The organism is Salinicola sp. NYA28a (genome assembly GCF_976982775.1).
Map to the genome: position 1 here is coordinate 1,837,469 of NZ_OZ334582.1, position 17,162 is coordinate 1,854,630.

The window sequence follows — 17,162 nt, forward strand, 5'->3', positions numbered from 1 at the left end:
ACTCTACGCCCTTAAACTTCTGGCTAAGCCGAAAATCGCCTGTTAGCTTCTGGCCCATCGAGGTGCAGCGGAACGCGCCATATACCGTTGAAGAGGGTCCGTGGACCATGGCCGGACGAGACTACCAGGAGATGACTTTGGAACCGTTCATCATCACTTTCGAGCAATTGGGAATGTCCGACGTCGAGCGCGTCGGTGGCAAGAATGCGTCGCTGGGAGAGATGATCTCCAACCTGGCGGACGCTGGCGTCACCGTGCCGGGCGGGTTCGCGACCACGGCGCATGCCTATCGCGAGTTTCTGGCCCATGACGGCTTGAACGATCGAATCAACGCAGAGCTCGCCAGGCTCGACGTCGACGACACCGAAATGCTGGCCAAAGTGGGTGAGAAAGTCCGGCAGTGGGTGATCGACACGCCGTTGCCGCCCGCCTTCGAAAGCGCGCTGGCCGATGCCTATCAGACGCTGCAGGCGAAGCATCCCAATCTCAAGGTGGCGGTACGCTCATCGGCGACGGCAGAGGATCTGCCCGACGCCTCGTTCGCCGGACAGCAGGAAACCTTTCTCAACATCGACGGCTTCGACAACGTCAAGCGGGCGGTCCACGAGGTCTTTGCCTCGCTGTTCAACGACCGCGCCATCTCCTATCGTGTGCACCGCGGCTACGCCCACGAGAACGTGGCGCTTTCCGCCGGCGTGCAGAAGATGGTGCGCTCCGAGACGGCAGCGTCCGGCGTGATGTTTACCCTCGACACCGAATCCGGCTATCGGGATGCGGTTTTCGTCACCGGTGCCTGGGGCCTGGGCGAGACGGTCGTGCAGGGTGCGGTCAACCCTGACGAGTTCTACGTGCACAAGCCGACACTGGCGGCCGGCAGGCCTGCCGTGCTGCGCCGTACGCTGGGTTCCAAGCGGATCAAGATGGTCTACACCGATGACGCCGCGGCGGGCCGGTCGGTCAAGACCGTCGATGTCGCCCATGCGGACCGCCAGCGGTTCTGCCTGAGTGACGAAGACGTGATGGAGCTGGCGCGCCAGGCCGTGACCATCGAACAGCACTACGGCCGGCCGATGGATATCGAATGGGCGCGTGACGGCGACGACGGCAAGCTCTATATCGTCCAGGCCCGACCGGAAACCGTGGTGTCGAATCTCGAAGGTGGCACGCTGGAGCGGTTCACGCTCAAGAGCAAGAGCCGCGTGCTGGTCGACGGTCGCGCCATCGGTCAGCGCATCGGCCAGGGCAAGGTCAAACTGGTGGAATCGCCGGAAGACATGCATAAGGTGCAGCCCGGCGACGTGCTGGTGACCGACATGACCGATCCCGACTGGGAGCCGATCATGAAGCGGGCCTCCGCCATCGTCACCAATCGCGGTGGTCGAACCTGTCACGCGGCGATCATCGCCCGCGAACTGGGCATCCCGGCGGTAGTCGGCTGCGGTGATGCCACCGAACTGCTGGAAGACGATGTCGAGGTGACGGTTTCCTGCGCCGAGGGCGATACCGGCCATGTCTACCAGGGCAAGCTCGACTTCGACTGCCAGACCACCAGCGTCGACGCCATGCCGGAAATTCCGTTCAAGATCATGATGAATGTCGGCAATCCGGACCGGGCTTTCGCCTTTGCGGGACTGCCCAACGAAGGTATCGGGCTGGCGCGGCTGGAGTTCATCATCAATCGCATGATCGGGGTGCATCCGCGCGCGTTGATGGACTACGACACGCTCTCGCCTGACCTGAAGCAGACCATCGATCTCCGCACGGCAGGCTATGCCGATCCGGTCAGCTTCTATGTCGACCGGCTCGTCGAAGGGATCTCTACCCTAGCGGCGGCGTTCTATCCCAAGCGCGTGATCGTGCGGCTGTCGGACTTCAAGTCCAACGAATACGAGAACCTGATCGGCGGCAAGCTCTACGAGCCGGGCGAAGAGAACCCGATGCTCGGCTTCCGTGGCGCCTCGCGCTACATCTCCGACGATTTCCGCGCCTGTTTCGAGCTGGAGTGCCGAGCCTTGAAGCGCGTTCGCGACGAGATGGGGCTGAACAACGTCGAGATCATGGTGCCGTTCGTGCGTACGCCCGCCGAAGGCAAGGCCGTCGTCGATCTGCTCGAAGCCAATGGTCTCAAGCGTGGAGAGAACGCTCTCAAGGTCATCATGATGTGCGAGTTGCCCTCGAACGCGCTGCTGGCAGACGAGTTTCTCGAGCACTTCGATGGATTCTCCATCGGCTCCAACGACCTGACGCAGTTGACGCTGGGGCTGGATCGCGATTCCGCCATCATCGCGCACCTTTTCGACGAGCGTGACCCTGCGGTCAAGAAGCTGCTGTCGATGGCGATCCAGGCCTGCAAGGCACAGGGCAAGTACGTGGGGATCTGCGGCCAGGGCCCGTCGGATCACCCGGAACTGGCCAAGTGGCTGATGGAGCAGGGGATCGATTCCGTGTCGCTGAACCCGGATGCAGTGCTGGAGACCTGGTTCATGCTGGCGGGCGAAACGCTGGGCTGAGCCCGACGACAGAACCACCGAGCCGGTGCGATACTCTCGCGCCGGCTTTTTTCTGCGCAGAGATATTGTCCGGGGCCGTTGGCATCTGTGCCGCGAGCTGCGTTGCCTCAGGTGCGAATCCAGTTGCGCAACTTCACCAGCAGCAGTTCGCCGTCGGACATCTCGCGGCGCTCTTCCAGAATGCCGGTCAACGCGTCGGGTCGATCGGTAATAATGTTGTCGACGCCCATGTCGATATAGCGCGACATGTCGCCAATCCCGTTAACGGTCCATACCGCGACTTCACGGCCCGTGTCGTGGATGGTTCTCAGCAAGCTCGGTGTGGCCTGAGTGTGGCGCAATCCGATGATATCGGCATCGGTGGTATTGAGCGCGCCGGGCAGCACGAATTGCAGAAAGAGCGTGGTGCGGATGTCGTCGTCGATCGTCTTGACCCGTTCGATGACCTCCGGCGACAGCGAGGCGAGGACGGCCCGGTCCGCCATGTCGGCAGCGTTCAACTGCGCGATCACCTTGCGGGTCAGTTCCTCGGCCGTGCCGGGCGCGGGCTTGAGCTCGACGTAGAGCCCGATACGGCCCCGTGCGTTGTCGAGAATCTGCTGAAAGGTCGGGATACGTTCGCCGACGAAGGCATCGCCGAAGTAGGAGCCGACGTCGACCTGTTCGATCTCCGCCAGTGTCATGTCGCTGATCCGGCGGTCGACGCCGGTCAGTCGGCTCAGATCGTTGTCGTGGGACACGACGATCCGGCCGTCACCGCTCAGACGCACGTCCAGCTCCAGGTAGTCGGCACCGTCGGCAATGGCCTGGTTCATCGATGCCAGCGTATTTTCCGGCGCTACCAGCGAACTGCCGCGATGGGCGGTAATGGTGACATGATCGTTTATCTCGAAGCCGTGCAGTATCCAGCCCGCCTGGCCGAGCGCGAAGATCAGCAGCAGGATCTCCGCGCCCCAGGCGATGACGCCGGAACGTTGAGGCGTCGCGGCAGGGCGGAACACGGTGGCTCGACCCACGGCGCGATGATAGAGCGTGATCACCAGCAGGCTGTTGGCCGCGATACCCAGGAACGTGAGCGCGATGGTGGCGACGATATACAGCGCCAGATAGGTCAGCATGGCGGGCACCAGCACGCTGTTGCGTTCCGGTAGATGGCCGAGCAGTACGCCGCCCAGAGCATTGAAGCTCAAGGAGAAAACGATCGGTATGGCTGCCACGAGCAGTGCGATGCCGACCACCAGCAGTGCCATGGGGAGACGTCGCCCCTGGGTCAGTTCGCGGCTGCGCTTCAGCGCGGCAACGGGTTTCAGGTTGTCGAGCATCATCGCCGGCAGTGCCAGGAACCAGCGAAAATAGAGGGCGGCGCTCAGCAGGACGAGGATCAGAAAGATGGGCGTGGCGACGGCCAGGAACTCCCACAGGACCGGCGGCTTGAGATGAATCAGGATGTAGGGTTCGATATCACCGAGCATGACGTCATAGAGGTGGGCCAGCCCTACGGCAAACGGCGCGGCCAGAAGCAGATGGCTGCCTACCTGAAGAAAGGTGAGCGCCACCAGCGCCGGGAATCGGCGCAACACGTGCCATAGCGAGCCCATGGCCGCCCGATAGCGGTTGCCGGCCGGGTTCGAGACGACGAGCATCATCCCGGCCTGTTGAAGGAAGATCACCAGGAAGCTGAGCCCCGTTGCCGTGAGCAGCCATATCAACCCCCAGGGCGAAAGCGCAACGTCCAAGATCTGACCGTTGCTGAGCACCGGGCGACCGATGCGGTGAAGCAGGCCGGAGAGGGTGTTGGCCGACAACGGCACCCAGACGGCCGATGCCAGCAGCGTGAAGAAGAGATGAAAGGCGACCAGCGAGCGCAGATGGACGCGAATCTGTCGGGCGATGTCCTGAATCAGTGATCGAGGGGCTAGCATGGCTTGGAGGCGGCGTTCCTTCCTGAATCGAGTGGGTGCGGCGGAGTAACGGCAAGGATGAATGGATTGTCAGTGTTGTCGTCAAACCGTCATCCGCGCAAGTCCAGGCGTGTCTGGCATCGAACGAAAAAGCCGCCCTTGCCGGACGGCTTGAAACGGTTCCGGGACAAGCACTGCCTAGAATTGCCAGCCTACCGAGGCGGTAAACGAATCCATTTCGTAATCGCTGTCGAAGTCGTAGCGTTCGTACTCCGCACGCAACAGCAGCGGATGGAAGTTGAGCTGGGCGCCGGCGCCGTAAACGGGATCGATGCCGTCGTTGTCGTCGAGATCGACTGAGGCGTTGCCAAGATGACCGTCAACATCGGTTTCCCACTTCGCCATGCCCGCCTTGGCGAAAAGCTCGAACCAATCGGTAATCGGTAATTTCCCGACCAGGCTGAGGCCATAGGCCTTGCTCTCGAGATCCGTATTCGACACATCATTACCCTTTAACCTGACCTTGCCGAGATCGGCGTAGAAGGCTTCGGTAGCGAAGTAGCGGTTGTATTCGTAGCCGACGAACGCCTTGTAGACGTTGTCGTCGTCATCGACATCGAAATCGTCGCTGCCGGATTCGATGAAGTCGCCGACATCGCTGTCATCGTTCTTCAGCGAGCTGAAACCGGTCCCTACGCCGAGATAGAGGCCGTCGGCATTGGCTGCCTGCGCTGTCGAAGCCAGGGCAACCAACGTTACGGAAGCCAGGGGGAGGGCGAGCAAAGCCTTGAATTTCACGTTGTGACTCCTTGTAGAAACTGTCGCGGTCCGTGTGTGTAGAGAGGTATCAAGCCTTCAGCATGAATGGTCTGCTCAGCCAATCGTGAGAGAGTATGGAAATCACGATTTGGGCAGACCGTGGCAAATATTGGCAGAACAGCGATGATACGCATACCCGTACATGGCCTCATGTAGACCGGAATGGCCGAGCAGACGTCGAAATCGACATGGCAGCCGCTGGAAAACGGGATAACCATCACGCCTTGCTTGTGCTTGCCAGAAGCTTTCCCATGACCGACAGTCACTTGTCTCCATTTTCCCATCAGGTCGAATGCCATGTTCTCTGCTATCAAACAATGGTTGCCAGCCTTCCGGACCGATAACAGAAAGCGCATCGTCATCTGTGGCAGTGATAGCGCGCACTATGGGCTGTTGCAACGACTTCGTTCCCACTGCGATGTCCTTGCGTTAGTCACCACCGAACCCTGGCAGCACGGTATTCGTCTCGACGACGTGCCGCTTCGCTATCCCAGCGAAGTGCCGTCTCTCTACCGTCGCCTATCCATCGACTACCTGGTCATTGCCACGGAAGACGACCGACTGGAAATAAAGCGTGCCACGGCCGACGATGCGCATTGGCAGCCGCAATGGCGTGTCGGCGAGTCGCTATTGGAGGAACTCGGTGCGAGGGAGCGGCAGCGTTAGTCTTGTCACGATGCCCGTTCGCCACCAGTAAGGTGAAACCGGGCATCCGGCGAAATGAAGAGACAAAAAAAACGCCCCGCATGGCGGGGCGTTTCGGTGACCTCTTCTTGAAGCTGCGAGCATCGGAAGAGACGTGTCAGGCTTCCTGGGCGACCGGAATGACAGTAGCGGCCGCTTTCTGGAAATCCTCTATCTCATGGAAGTTCAAGTAGCGGTAGATTTCTCCCGCCATGGCATTGAACTCGCCCATGGTAGCTTTGTACTCCTCGACCGTTGGCAGGCGACCTTCGACGGCAGCGATTGCCGCGAGCTCTGCCGATGCCAGGTAGACATCGGCGCCGTCGCCCAGACGGTTGGGGAAGTTACGGGTAGAGGTGGATACGACGGTGGATTTCGGCGCCACGCGTGCCTGGTTACCCATGCACAGCGAGCAGCCCGGCATTTCCATGCGCGCGCCCGCCTTGCCGTAAATACCGTAGTAACCTTCCTCGGTCAGCTGATGTTGGTCCATCTTGGTCGGCGGCGCAAGCCACAGACGCGTCTTCAGGCTACCGGCGGGCTGCTTCTCGAGCAGTTTGCCAGCGGCACGGAAGTGACCGATGTTGGTCATGCACGAACCGATGAACACTTCGTCGATCTGGGTGCCGGCCACTTCGGAGAGCAGGCGGGCGTCGTCCGGATCGTTGGGTGCGCACAGCACCGGCTGGTCGATCTCGGCCAGGTCGATCTCGATGACCGCGGCGTATTCGGCGTCGGCATCGGCACGCATCAGGCTCGGATCGGCCAACCAGGCCTCCATCGCCTCGATGCGACGCTCCAGCGTGCGGCGATCGCCGTAGCCTGCGCTGATCATCCACTTCAGCAGCGTGACGTTGGAGTTCAGGTACTCGGTCACACTCTCTTCACCCAGCGTGATGGTACAGCCCGCTGCGCTGCGCTCCGCGGAAGCATCGGAAAGCTCGAAGGCCTGCTCGGCGGTGAGATCTTCCAGACCTTCGATTTCCAGAATGCGGCCGGAGAAGATGTTCTTCTTACCGGATTTGGCGACGGTCAGATGGCCCTGCTGGATAGCGTAGTAGGGAATCGCATGGACCAGGTCGCGCAGGGTGATGCCCGGCTGGCGCTCGCCCTTGAAGCGCACCAGCACCGATTCCGGCATATCCAGCGGCATCACGCCGGTGGCGGCGGCAAAGGCCACTAGGCCCGAGCCCGCCGGGAAGGAGATGCCCATCGGGAAGCGGGTGTGCGAGTCGCCGCCGGTGCCGACGGTATCGGGCAGCAACATACGGTTGAGCCAGGAGTGGATGATGCCGTCGCCAGGACGCAGCGAGACGCCGCCACGGTTCATGATGAAGTCGGGCAGGGTGTGATGCGTCTCGACGTCTACCGGCTTCGGGTAGGCCGCCGTGTGACAGAAGGACTGCATGACCAGATCGGCCTGGAAGCCGAGGCAGGCCAGATCCTTCAGCTCGTCCCGCGTCATCGGGCCGGTGGTGTCCTGAGAACCGACGGTGGTCATCTTCGGTTCGCAGTACATGCCCGGGCGAACGCCATCCATGCCGCAGGCCTTGCCGACCATCTTCTGCGCCAGGGTGAAACCCTTGCCGGTGTCGACCGGCTGCTCCGGCTTGCGGAAGATGTCGGAGTCCGGCAGCCCGAGCTCGTTGCGGGCCTTCTCGGTCAGACCGCGACCGATGATCAGCGGGATACGGCCGCCGGCACGGACTTCGTCGAGGATGACCTGGGTCTTGAGCTGGAAGGTGGAGACGACTTCGTCGCTGTCGTGCCGGGTCACCTTGCCTTCGTAGGGATAGACGTCGATGACGTCGCCCATCTCGAGCTTGTCGACGTCCATTTCGATCGGCAGGGCGCCGGCATCTTCCATAGTGTTGAAGAAGATGGGAGCGATCTTGCCGCCGAAGCAGAAACCGCCGGCGCGCTTGTTGGGCACGTGGGGAATGTCGTCGCCGAAGAACCACAGCACCGAGTTGGTGGCGGACTTGCGCGAGGAGCCGGTGCCGACCACGTCACCGACATAGGCGACCGGGAAGCCTTTGGCCTTGACCGCTTCGATCTGCGACATCGGGCCCTTGGTACCGGCGACTTCCGGCTCGATGCCCTCGCGCGGGTTCTTGAGCATGGCGTTGGCATGCAGTGGAATGTCCGGGCGTGACCAGGCATCCGGGGCAGGGGAGAGATCATCGGTGTTGGTCTCGCCCGGCACCTTGAACACGGCGATGCTGATTTTCTCGGGCAGAGCCGGTTTGGCAAGAAACCACTCGGCTTCGGCCCAGGATTCGAGCACGCCTTGAGCAATGGCGTTGCCGTTCTTGGCGCGTTCGGCGACATCGTGAAAGGCGTCGAACATCAGCAGTGTGTGCTTAAGCTGCTCGCCGGCTTCCTGAGCGAGCTCGCTATCGTCGAGCAGTTCGACCAGCGTGGCAATGTTGTATCCACCCTGCATGGTGCCGAGAAGCTTGACCGCATGAATCTTGTCGATCAGTGGTGAGGTCGCTTCACCCTTGGCGATAGCGGTGAGAAAGCCTGCCTTGACGTAAGCGGCTTCGTCGACGCCCGGTGGTACGCGATCGGTGATCAGTTCGAGGAGAAATGCCTCTTCGCCAGCTGGCGGCTGTTTCAGCAGCTCGATCAACTGGGCAGTCATTTCGGCGTTCAACGGCTTCGGCGGCACGCCTTCGGCGGCGCGCTCCTCGACATGTTGGCGGTAAGCTTCAAGCACGGTGGAGAGCCTCATCTAGTGTTAGAGCCCGCATGAGCGATGTGTATTCGTAACCGCTACGTGGGTACGTTTCGGTCGGTAAATAGATCGGCTGCGGTGGGCGCAGCGAAGTCTACGTGAAACTGTCGACAATGTTAAGAAGCCGTCTTTGCTCGGGCTGGGCAGGGGAGAGCGGAGAAAGTAACAGAGAAAGTCAATTTCACCATGGTCGAGCAGGCGGGTGTCGAAGTCTGACCGGCCAGGCGCTACCATAGAGCAAAATTTCATCGAATCCACTGTGATTCAACGCACCGGAACCTGCGCGTTTCTTACCACGCCCAAACAACGATCCGGTGACGGATGCCGGTCGCCGCGGTTCTGCCCCGTTTTTCGGCGAATGGCGTCGTATCCGACACGCGGTTCGGATCGTCGTTACCCGTGTGCGCCGCTTTTATCCATGTGCTCGGCATCGCCTGTCGAGTGTTCGACGAACGTCAATGACGACTGAACGAATGACTGCTTATACCGATTGCACTACCGACGACCTGCTGCCTGCCGAGCTGCTCGATTTTCTGCCGTGTGAAACTCCGATGCGTTGGATAGAGGCAGCGCTGGAGAACCCCGCGTTGTTGCTGATCGACCACGCACAGTGCGAGAAGAAGGCGGCGTCGACGGCCATGAGTCTGATGTTTCGCTACGTGGACCGCCCCGAACTCTTGACCAAGATGTCTCAGCTCGCCCGCGAGGAGCTTCTGCACTTCGAGCAGGTAGTGGGGCTGATGCAGGAGCGGGGTGTCGACTATTCCCACATTCAGGCCTCGCGTTATGCGGAGGGGCTGCGCGAGCACGTGGCGCGCGAGGAGCCGCACCGCCTGATCGATATCCTGATCGTCGGGGCCTTCATCGAAGCGCGTTCCTGTGAACGTTTCGCCAGATTGATTCCCTACCTTGATGAGACGCTTGCCAAGTTCTATCGCTCGCTGGTGCGGTCGGAAGGGCGCCATTTCGAGGATTACCTGGGGCTTGCCGAGCGCTATGCGGGAAAGGAGGTCGTCGCTGAACGGGTGGCCCGCTTTGCGATTCACGAAAAGGCCCTGATCGAAGGCGAAGACGCCATGTTTCGCTTTCATAGCGGCGTGCCAAAACCCCGTGCCTTCTGATCGCCGCTTTGGAACCATGACTCTCGGGCCATGGCACGCCGACGGCCGTCTCGTTCGTGACCACCGGGCGGCCGTACCTCTCACCGGATGAATGGAAAGCAATGAACCCAGGTTCAGCCACAACAACAATCTCGCTCTTCGGGCACTTCGGTTACCAGCAGGGCGAGCGGGCTCTGACGCAGTTCAGCTATGATAAGGTGAAGGCGCTGCTGGTCTATCTCCTGATGCAGGAGACACCGGTCAGTCGCGCCGCCCTGGCTGAAATGCTGTGGCCGGATCAGGGCGTCAAGTCCGGCCGAACCAACCTTCGTCACGCCTTGCACTGCCTGCGTCACAGCCTCGGTGATCTTGCCGAGGTGTCCCTGTCCGTCACTCGGCAGACGATCGCCTTCGATCTGCCGGCATCCGTCATCTGGGATCTCCGCGCGGCGGATGATTTGCTTCAGCAGCCACCCAGCGTAGCGACCCTGGAACGGTTACTCGACTACTACCGGGGTGATCTGCTGGCGGAGCTTCATCTGGGGCAGTGTGTCGCCTTCCAGCAGTGGCTGGTGCGTACGCGAGGTGAGTGGCGCCAGCGTCTGATCGAATATGCGGAGCGGGTTCTGGAGACTGCCTCGGCGCTACCGGAGGCGCTGCTGCGTACCTTGATTCATCGTATTCCCGACTATGGCCCCTTTCATGAACGTCTCGTCCGGCAACTCGCCGAGCATGGACAGTTTGCTGCCGCTCGGGAACAGTTCAACGCTTTCCTGCAGCATCTTGCGCTTTCGGGACAACAGCCGGAGCCCGGCTTCTTGCAGTTGGCGCGATTCTGGTCGGAAGTGCCGACTCAGGGGCTGGCTGGCGCCGATTGGCTGAGTCAGGGGAGGTCGCCCGCCTCTCAAGCGGGGCAGCAGGGCGCCTTGGGTTATGCCGCGGAAGACATCGATTACCGCCAGATTACAGTGATGGCGATTGCTCTCAGGCCGGTAGATGCCGGGAATGATCTCGGCCGGGCGCTGGCATGCCTGAAAGCGCAGGGGCGATTGTTTCAATGGCTGGAAACCCAGTGCCGACATCTGGGCGGTTTCTGGCAGGCCGCCGTGGGCAGCGGGGTCGGTTTGGCATGTTTTGGTACTCATGGGCCGACGCATCAGTTGGCCGAACTGGTGGCGCTGTTCGAGCACTGCCGACAAGGCTTGAACCGCGAGCTCGACAGTGTGTGGGAAGGTGACGATTTACCCCCGCGGTTCACGCTGACGGCCGGGCTGGATAGCGGGCGCGTGATCTGGTTGCCGGAGCGGCAATCGATCGATCCGTTCGGTGACGTGACGCAGGTGGCGTTGGCCATGATGGCGGCAGCGCAGAGCAGCGAGCTGGTGATATCGCTCAATGCGAGCCAGCATTTGCCGCCCGCGTTCGATCTCCAGTCTCGTTTGACGCCGCGCCTGATCAGCAGTGACGGCCGTGTCCAGCGGCGTGGGCTGGTGCTTGGCGTGGAGTCCTCCAGACGCGAGGCATTGCCACCCAGTCTGATGGGGCGCGAGGCGGAGCTGCGCCAGTTGCGGGATGCGCTGGCTCGGGTTTCGTTGGGGTTGCGCCAGAGCCTGCTGGTGCTGGGGGATACCGGCATCGGCAAGTCCGCCTTGATGATCCATTTTCGTGAATATCTCCAGCACGAGGATGTCGCGGTGTTCTGGCGGCCCACGACTCGGCTTTCCAGCCAGACCTCGTACGGGCTGATTCAGTCGCTGCTCAGATGGTATCTGGCACAGGAGCCGGATAGCGAAGCGCTCGGCAAGCTGATCGATCGCACTGCTGCACTGGAGAAGATCGGTAACGAACGCCGGCGACTGCTGATCGATGTGCTGGGTCGCGAACCCCTGGCGCGCGAAGACGCCGACGAGGCAGTGGAACTGGTCACCCAACTGGTCCAGGCGTTGATTCTCGAGATGACGGCATCTCGTCGTCCGCTAGTGATCATCGTCGATGACCTGCAGTGGCTGGATGAGCCCTCGCTCAAGGCGTTGCAGAACCTCCAGGCCAGATTGCCGATCCATACCGCTTTCCTGCTGGTGGCCTCGCACCAGAATCGAGAAGTGCCTTCCGTCAGGTTGAACTGGGACCAGCAAGTGATACTGGCACGCCTGGATGCGCGGCAGTCCGAAGACATGCTGGAGTATCTGGCGCGTCGCCATCGCCTCAAGCTCGGGCCCCGGTTGCGCGAACAGTTGGTCCAGCGCTGCGAGGGTGTTCCGCTCTATCTGCAGGAAATCTGCCGCCGGTTGGAAATCGATCGGCGCGAAGGCCGGCGGCTGGATGTCGACAGCCTGCCGAGCGGTTTATTGGGGCTGCTGGCCAGCCGTATCGATCAGTTGCAAGGCGACCGCCAGGTTGCTCACATGGCAGCCATCTTTGGCCGGCAGTTCGAAGCCGGCATGCTGCGCGACTGTCTGGAAGTCGATGACGGTACTCTCAAGGCCGCGCTGGAGCAGATGCGGCGGCTGGAGATCATCGAGCCCTGCGAAACCTATCCTTACGATTTCCAGTTCACGCATCCGCTGCTGCAGGAGGCAGCCTATCTTTCCTGCCCGCAGGACGTGCGTATCGCCCTGCACCAGCGGGTGGTCGAAGTGATCGAATCACGCTATCCCGCCTGGATCAGCCGTCACCCCGGCGACTTCGCCGAGCACCTGCGGCGAAGTGGCGATCCGGCGCGTGCCGCGCGTTACTTCGAGATGGCGGCCCGAAGCGGGCTCAAGGTGAGTGCCAGCCGTACGGCGCTGAGGTTGGCGGAGTCCGGCCTGGCCTGCCTGAACGAGGTGCCCGCCGGTGGCGCCGAGCGTCAGATCAGTCTGCTGACCGTCAAGGGACAGGCGTGTTATGCCCTGGAGGGGCACGGATCGCGCGCGGCGCATGAGAGTTTCCTTCAGGCTCAGGCGCTCTGGCAGAGTGCAGATCTGGACGACGAGGCTGCCGATGACCAGGCGTTTCTGGTGACCTGGGGGCTCTGGGTCGGCGCCAGCCAACGTCACGCCAATCGCGACGCGGAGTCGCTGGCCATGCAGCTGCGCGAGCTCGCCCAGCGCATCGACGACCCTCGTTACCAGCGCCTGGCGCTCTATGCCCGGGCTCACGGAGAGTACTGGAGCGGCAAGATATCGCTTGCCTACGAACATCTCGACCAGATCGACCCGTTGAATCAGCCGATGGTGCTGGAGTGGTTGCCATACTCCGATCATCCGCAGGTGGCGGCAGCCTGCTACCAGAGCTGGGCGCTTTGTCTGCGCGGTGACTACTTGCGTGCGGAACAGCAGATGGAGGCCGCCATTCGCTTGGCCGAGTCGATTCGCCATCCGGGATCGCTGGCCCTGGCGCTGATTTTTGCCGCCTCGCTCTACCGGCAATTGGGTCATATCCACCTGGCCACGGAGCGTGGTCGCCGGGCGTACGAAATGACCCGAACCCCGGATCTCCAGCGCTGGCATTGGGAGGCCGACTGCGTCCTTGGTTGGAGTCAGTCGCTGGCGGGGGAGGCGTGCGGCCTGGAGCGAATCGAGGCCTGTGTCGCGCAGTTGAGCGAACTGACCGGCCGAGAGCCTCATCAACGCCCTTTGCTGTGGTACGGCGACGCCTGTCTGGCGCTCAACGATGTAGCGCTCGCTGTGGCGTATCTCGAACCTTGTCTCGACCAGGCGCGAACCAGACGTTCGCTGATGATGCCGCAGATAGCGCTGCAGATGGCTCGCGCCAGGCATCGCATGGGGGATGACATGCAGACAGTTGCGGCTTTGATCGAAGAGGCGAGAATCTGGGCGGTCGAGGTGGGCTGCGCCCATGTGGAGCTGAAGAGCCTCGAAATGTGGCTCTCGCTGGTCGATGCCGGCGACAAGGAAAAGCAGCAAGCGCTGCGTTATCGGCTGGGAGAAGTGGCGCTGTCCGATGCGCCGATTCTGACTCGCTGGCGGACGCTCCTGGACAACGTCAGCGCTGCTTCCCGGACCCCGGATTATCAGATGTAGCCACTTTTTGGCCGTAGTCATTGGGCGGCTGTCGCTGCAGGCATCGCTACGAGGGATGATCGGTGCGGTGTGGGACTGGCGTCGTCGTAGGAATGACCTGTATAGCCGCAGAAAAGCAGACGCCCGGCTCGAGTCTTAGAGCCGGGCGTTGGCATTGGCTGGCCGGTTCCGAAATGCTCAGATGGCGAACGACTCGAGTGTCAGCGCGTCGTCTTCGACTCTCAACTGCCAGCCCACGCCGGGACGCCAGTCGCCGATGACGTAGCGTCTTGCCGGCTCGCCATCGACGGTGAGATCGTGGACGGCCGGACGGTGGGTATGGCCGTGAATCATGATCTTAACCTCGTGAGCCTGCATGGTCTCGACGACGGCTTCGGGAGTGACGTCCATGATGTCTTCGGCCTTGTTGGTATTGGCTTCGCCGGACTGCTGCCGCAACTGCTTGGCCAGCGCCAAGCGCTCTTCGACCGGCATCGCCAGGATCTGCGCCTGCCAGGCCGGATTGCGCGCCTGCTGGCGGAAGGCCATATAGGCTTCGTCGCGGGTGCAAAGGTTGTCGCCGTGCATCAGCAGAACGCGCTGACCCGCGAGTTCGACCACGGTCGGGTCGTCGAGCAGGGCGCAGCCGCTGTCAGCCGCGAACGACTCCCCGATCAGGAAATCCCGATTACCGTGCATGAACGCCAGCCGCGTGCCGGCATCGCTGCAGGCCTTCAGTTCGGCAATGATCTGCTGTTCGAACTCGCCACGGTAGTCATCGCCGATCCAGGCTTCGAACAGATCGCCGAGGATGGTCAGCGATGATGCCTGTCGGGCCGGACCCCGAAGGTAGTCGATGAACCCCTTGGCGATATCCGGCTGGGAGGGGTGAAGATGGAGGTCGGCAATCAGCAGTTGCATGCGAGAGATCGTTCCTTTCGATAGTCGGCCAGTATCGGGATGAAGGTCAGGCGGTGACTTCGGCGCGTTCGATGATGACGTCTTCCGTGGGAACGTCACTGTGCATGCCACGACGCCCGGTAGCGACCTGACGGATGCTGTCGACGACATCCATGCCTTCGATCACGCGGCCGAACACGCAGTAACCCCAGCCCTGCAGGCTCTTGTCGCGATGATTGAGGAAGTCGTTGTCGCCGACGTTGATGAAGAACTGTGCGCTGGCGGAATGCGGGTCCTGAGTGCGCGCCATGGCCACCGTGCCCTTCTGGTTGGTCAGGCCGTTGTCGGCTTCGTTGTCGATCGTGGCGCGAGTCGGTTTTTGCTCGAAATCGGTATCGAAGCCGCCGCCCTGGACCATGAACCCGTCGATCACGCGGTGGAACAACGTACCGTCGTAGTGACCTTCCTTGACGTACTGCTCGAAGTTGGCGGCGGTCTTCGGGGCTTTTTCGAAGTCGAGTTCGAGCGTGATGGTGCCGTGATTGGTATGCAAGACGATCATCGGAAATCCTGAGCGATTCTGAGCTGTCGATAGGTGGCGGCCGGCTTGGCGCCGGCCGCGCGCGTCGCGCTATAATAGCGGTTTTGGGCCGGCGGGAGAAACCGCGGTACGCGCGTGTTAACCTGCTGCCATCAGGGCCGTGACGTCGGCCGATCATTCGAATCACAGAGGTTGCCTGCATTCCATGAGCGTCGAAAGCAACACGAGCGCCGAAAGCCCCAAGGACAACGCCGAAAGCCAGCGCGCTGTCGATACCCAGCAAGGCGCCCCGAATTTCTTGCGTAACCAGATTCGGGACGAGATCGAATCGGGCCAGGCCACGACGATCGTGACTCGCTTCCCGCCGGAGCCGAACGGGTTTCTGCACATCGGCCATGCCAAGTCGATCTGGGTCAACTTCGGCCTGGCGGAGCAGTTCGGCGGGCGATGCCATCTGCGCTTCGACGACACTAATCCCGCCAAGGAAGAACAGGCGTATATCGATGCCATCCAGGAGGATATCCGCTGGCTCGGCTACGAGTGGAGCGGGGCGGTGCGCTTTGCCTCGGACTACTTCGATCAGTTGTACGCCTGGGCCCAGCACCTGGTGCGGGAAGGCAAGGCGTACGTCGACGATCTTTCGCCGGAGGAGATCCGCGAATATCGGGGCACGCTGACCGAGCCGGGCCGCCCGAGCCCGTACCGCGATCGCAGTGTCGAGGAAAATCTCGACCTGCTCGAGCGCATGCGCCTGGGCGAGTTCGACGAAGGCTCGAAGGTGCTGCGGGCCAGGATCGACATGACCGCGCCGAACATCAATCTGCGCGATCCGATCCTCTACCGCATTCGTCATGCGCATCACCACCAGACTGGCGATGCGTGGAAGATCTATCCCTCCTACGACTTTACCCATGGGCAGTCCGACGCCATCGAGGGCATCACGCATTCGCTGTGCACGCTGGAGTTCGAGGACCATCGACCGCTGTACGAATGGTTCCTGGATCACTTGCCGGTTCCGTCCAGACCCCGGCAGACCGAGTTCGCGCGGATGAACGTCAACTATACGGTGACGTCCAAGCGCAAGCTCAAGCTGTTGGTCGACCAGAACGTGGTCGATGGCTGGGACGATCCGCGCATGCCGACGATCTCCGGGCTGCGCCGTCGGGGCTACACGCCGGCGTCGCTGCGCAAGTTCTGCGACATGACCGGTGTCAGCCGTGCCGCCAACGTGGTCGACATCGCGATGCTGCATTTCGCCATTCGCTCGGATCTCGAGGACAACGCGCCGCGGGCCATGTGCGTTCTCAACCCGCTGAAGGTGGTGTTGACCAATGTCCCGGCGGATCACGACGAGGTCTTCGAGGTGCCCGGGCATCCGGCGCGCGAGGACATGGGTATGCGCCGGCTGCCATTCACCCGCGAGATCTGGATCGATCGTGACGACTTCATGGAGGAGCCGCCGAAGAAATTCTTCCGCCTGGCGCCCGGCAAGGAAGTCCGTCTACGCAACGGCTATGTCATCCGCTGCGACGAGGTGGTCAAGGGTGAAGACGGCGAGATCGAGGCACTGCACTGCAGCGTCGACTTCGACACCCTGGGCAAGAATCCGGAGGGGCGCAAGGTCAAGGGTGTCATTCACTGGGTCAGCGCGGAGCATGGTGTGCCGGTGGAAGTCCGTCTGTACGACAACCTGTTCCTCGACGAGGCGCCGGACCGTGACAAGGACGCCGATTTCCTCGAGCACCTGAACCCGGAGTCGCTGATTGTCGTGGAAGGGATCGCCGAGCCGGCGCTGGCGAAGGTGGAACCCGAAGCGCGCTACCAGTTCGAACGCGTTGGCTACTTCTGTGCCGATCGTCACGCCTGTCGCGATGGCAAGCTGGTGTTCAACCGCACCGTGGGGCTCAAGGATAGCTGGGCCAAGATTCAGAAGAAGCAGGGCTAAGGTAACGAGAACATGAGC

General features: G+C 61.8%; 11 protein-coding genes. 5 read left to right on the forward strand and 6 right to left on the reverse strand.

From position 1 onward, the window contains the following. The first annotated feature begins 131 nt into the window (after positions 1–131). Entirely contained in the window at positions 132–2,510 is a 2,379-nt protein-coding gene (gene ppsA / locus ACWHY3_RS08285) for a phosphoenolpyruvate synthase (protein ID WP_373419406.1), read from the forward strand. Between the two features lie 107 nt (positions 2,511–2,617). Here the strand turns inward: ppsA and ACWHY3_RS08290 are convergent, their stop codons facing one another. The 3 genes from ACWHY3_RS08290 to ACWHY3_RS08300 form a co-directional block, all read right to left on the reverse strand. After that, positions 2,618–4,432, reverse strand: a complete 1,815-nt coding sequence (locus ACWHY3_RS08290) for a glycerophosphodiester phosphodiesterase (RefSeq protein ID WP_087718819.1) — start codon at positions 4,430–4,432, stop codon at positions 2,618–2,620. Positions 4,433–4,609: 177 nt separating this feature from the next. Then, entirely contained in the window at positions 4,610–5,209 is a 600-nt protein-coding gene (locus ACWHY3_RS08295) for a porin family protein (protein WP_303854907.1), read from the reverse strand. Beyond that, positions 5,206–5,529 (reverse strand): hypothetical protein, encoded by a 324-nt coding sequence (locus ACWHY3_RS08300; protein WP_303854906.1) that lies wholly within the window; start codon positions 5,527–5,529, stop codon positions 5,206–5,208. Before ACWHY3_RS08300 ends, ACWHY3_RS08295 begins: the two co-directional genes overlap by 4 nt. On the opposite strand from ACWHY3_RS08300, the gene ACWHY3_RS08305 reads away from it, so the two are divergent. Then, positions 5,528–5,896, forward strand: a complete 369-nt coding sequence (locus tag ACWHY3_RS08305; protein WP_087718821.1) for a nucleoside-diphosphate sugar epimerase/dehydratase — start codon at positions 5,528–5,530, stop codon at positions 5,894–5,896. The two genes, ACWHY3_RS08300 and ACWHY3_RS08305, sit on opposite strands and share 2 nt — an antisense overlap. A gap of 136 nt (positions 5,897–6,032) precedes the next feature. On the opposite strand, the gene acnB is transcribed toward ACWHY3_RS08305, so the two are convergent. Then, on the reverse strand, positions 6,033–8,636 hold the full coding sequence (gene acnB, locus ACWHY3_RS08310; RefSeq protein ID WP_087718879.1) for a bifunctional aconitate hydratase 2/2-methylisocitrate dehydratase: 2,604 nt from the start codon (positions 8,634–8,636) through the stop codon (positions 6,033–6,035). 491 nt (positions 8,637–9,127) lie between these two features. Between acnB and miaE the strand changes: the two genes are divergently transcribed. Both miaE and ACWHY3_RS08320 read left to right on the forward strand, forming a co-directional pair. Then, positions 9,128–9,775 carry a tRNA-(ms[2]io[6]A)-hydroxylase gene (gene miaE, locus ACWHY3_RS08315; RefSeq protein ID WP_332779774.1) on the forward strand — a complete coding sequence of 216 codons (648 nt, stop codon included), beginning with the start codon at positions 9,128–9,130 and terminating at the stop codon, positions 9,773–9,775. A gap of 101 nt (positions 9,776–9,876) precedes the next feature. Further along, positions 9,877–13,779 carry an AAA family ATPase gene (locus tag ACWHY3_RS08320; protein ID WP_448128002.1) on the forward strand — a complete coding sequence of 1,301 codons (3,903 nt, stop codon included), beginning with the start codon at positions 9,877–9,879 and terminating at the stop codon, positions 13,777–13,779. A gap of 177 nt (positions 13,780–13,956) precedes the next feature. On the opposite strand, the gene ACWHY3_RS08325 is transcribed toward ACWHY3_RS08320, so the two are convergent. Together ACWHY3_RS08325 and ACWHY3_RS08330 are read right to left on the reverse strand one after the other, a co-directional pair. Then, a complete protein-coding gene (locus ACWHY3_RS08325; protein ID WP_087718824.1) occupies positions 13,957–14,679 on the reverse strand; it encodes a UDP-2,3-diacylglucosamine diphosphatase in 723 nt (240 codons plus the stop codon). Positions 14,680–14,725: 46 nt separating this feature from the next. Beyond that, on the reverse strand, positions 14,726–15,220 hold the full coding sequence (locus ACWHY3_RS08330) for a peptidylprolyl isomerase (protein WP_448128003.1): 495 nt from the start codon (positions 15,218–15,220) through the stop codon (positions 14,726–14,728). A 184-nt stretch (positions 15,221–15,404) separates the two neighbouring features. Between ACWHY3_RS08330 and ACWHY3_RS08335 the strand changes: the two genes are divergently transcribed. Beyond that, positions 15,405–17,144 (forward strand): glutamine--tRNA ligase/YqeY domain fusion protein, encoded by a 1,740-nt coding sequence (locus ACWHY3_RS08335; RefSeq protein ID WP_448128004.1) that lies wholly within the window; start codon positions 15,405–15,407, stop codon positions 17,142–17,144. The last annotated feature ends 18 nt before the right edge of the window (positions 17,145–17,162 follow it).

What these genes read in the sequence shown, in the direction of transcription:
- ACWHY3_RS08300 (WP_303854906.1), bottom strand. Translation starts at nt 5,529, where the DNA reads ATGGCATTCGACCTGATGGGAAAATGGAGACAAGTGACTGTCGGTCAT.
- ACWHY3_RS08330 (WP_448128003.1), bottom strand. Translation starts at nt 15,220, where the DNA reads ATGATCGTCTTGCATACCAATCACGGCACCATCACGCTCGAACTCGAC.
- ACWHY3_RS08320 (WP_448128002.1), top strand. Translation starts at nt 9,877, where the DNA reads ATGAACCCAGGTTCAGCCACAACAACAATCTCGCTCTTCGGGCACTTC.
- ACWHY3_RS08290 (WP_087718819.1), bottom strand. Translation starts at nt 4,432, where the DNA reads ATGCTAGCCCCTCGATCACTGATTCAGGACATCGCCCGACAGATTCGC.
- miaE (WP_332779774.1), top strand. Translation starts at nt 9,128, where the DNA reads ATGACTGCTTATACCGATTGCACTACCGACGACCTGCTGCCTGCCGAG.
- ACWHY3_RS08325 (WP_087718824.1), bottom strand. Translation starts at nt 14,679, where the DNA reads ATGCAACTGCTGATTGCCGACCTCCATCTTCACCCCTCCCAGCCGGAT.
- ppsA (WP_373419406.1), top strand. Translation starts at nt 132, where the DNA reads ATGACTTTGGAACCGTTCATCATCACTTTCGAGCAATTGGGAATGTCC.
- ACWHY3_RS08305 (WP_087718821.1), top strand. Translation starts at nt 5,528, where the DNA reads ATGTTCTCTGCTATCAAACAATGGTTGCCAGCCTTCCGGACCGATAAC.
- ACWHY3_RS08335 (WP_448128004.1), top strand. Translation starts at nt 15,405, where the DNA reads ATGAGCGTCGAAAGCAACACGAGCGCCGAAAGCCCCAAGGACAACGCC.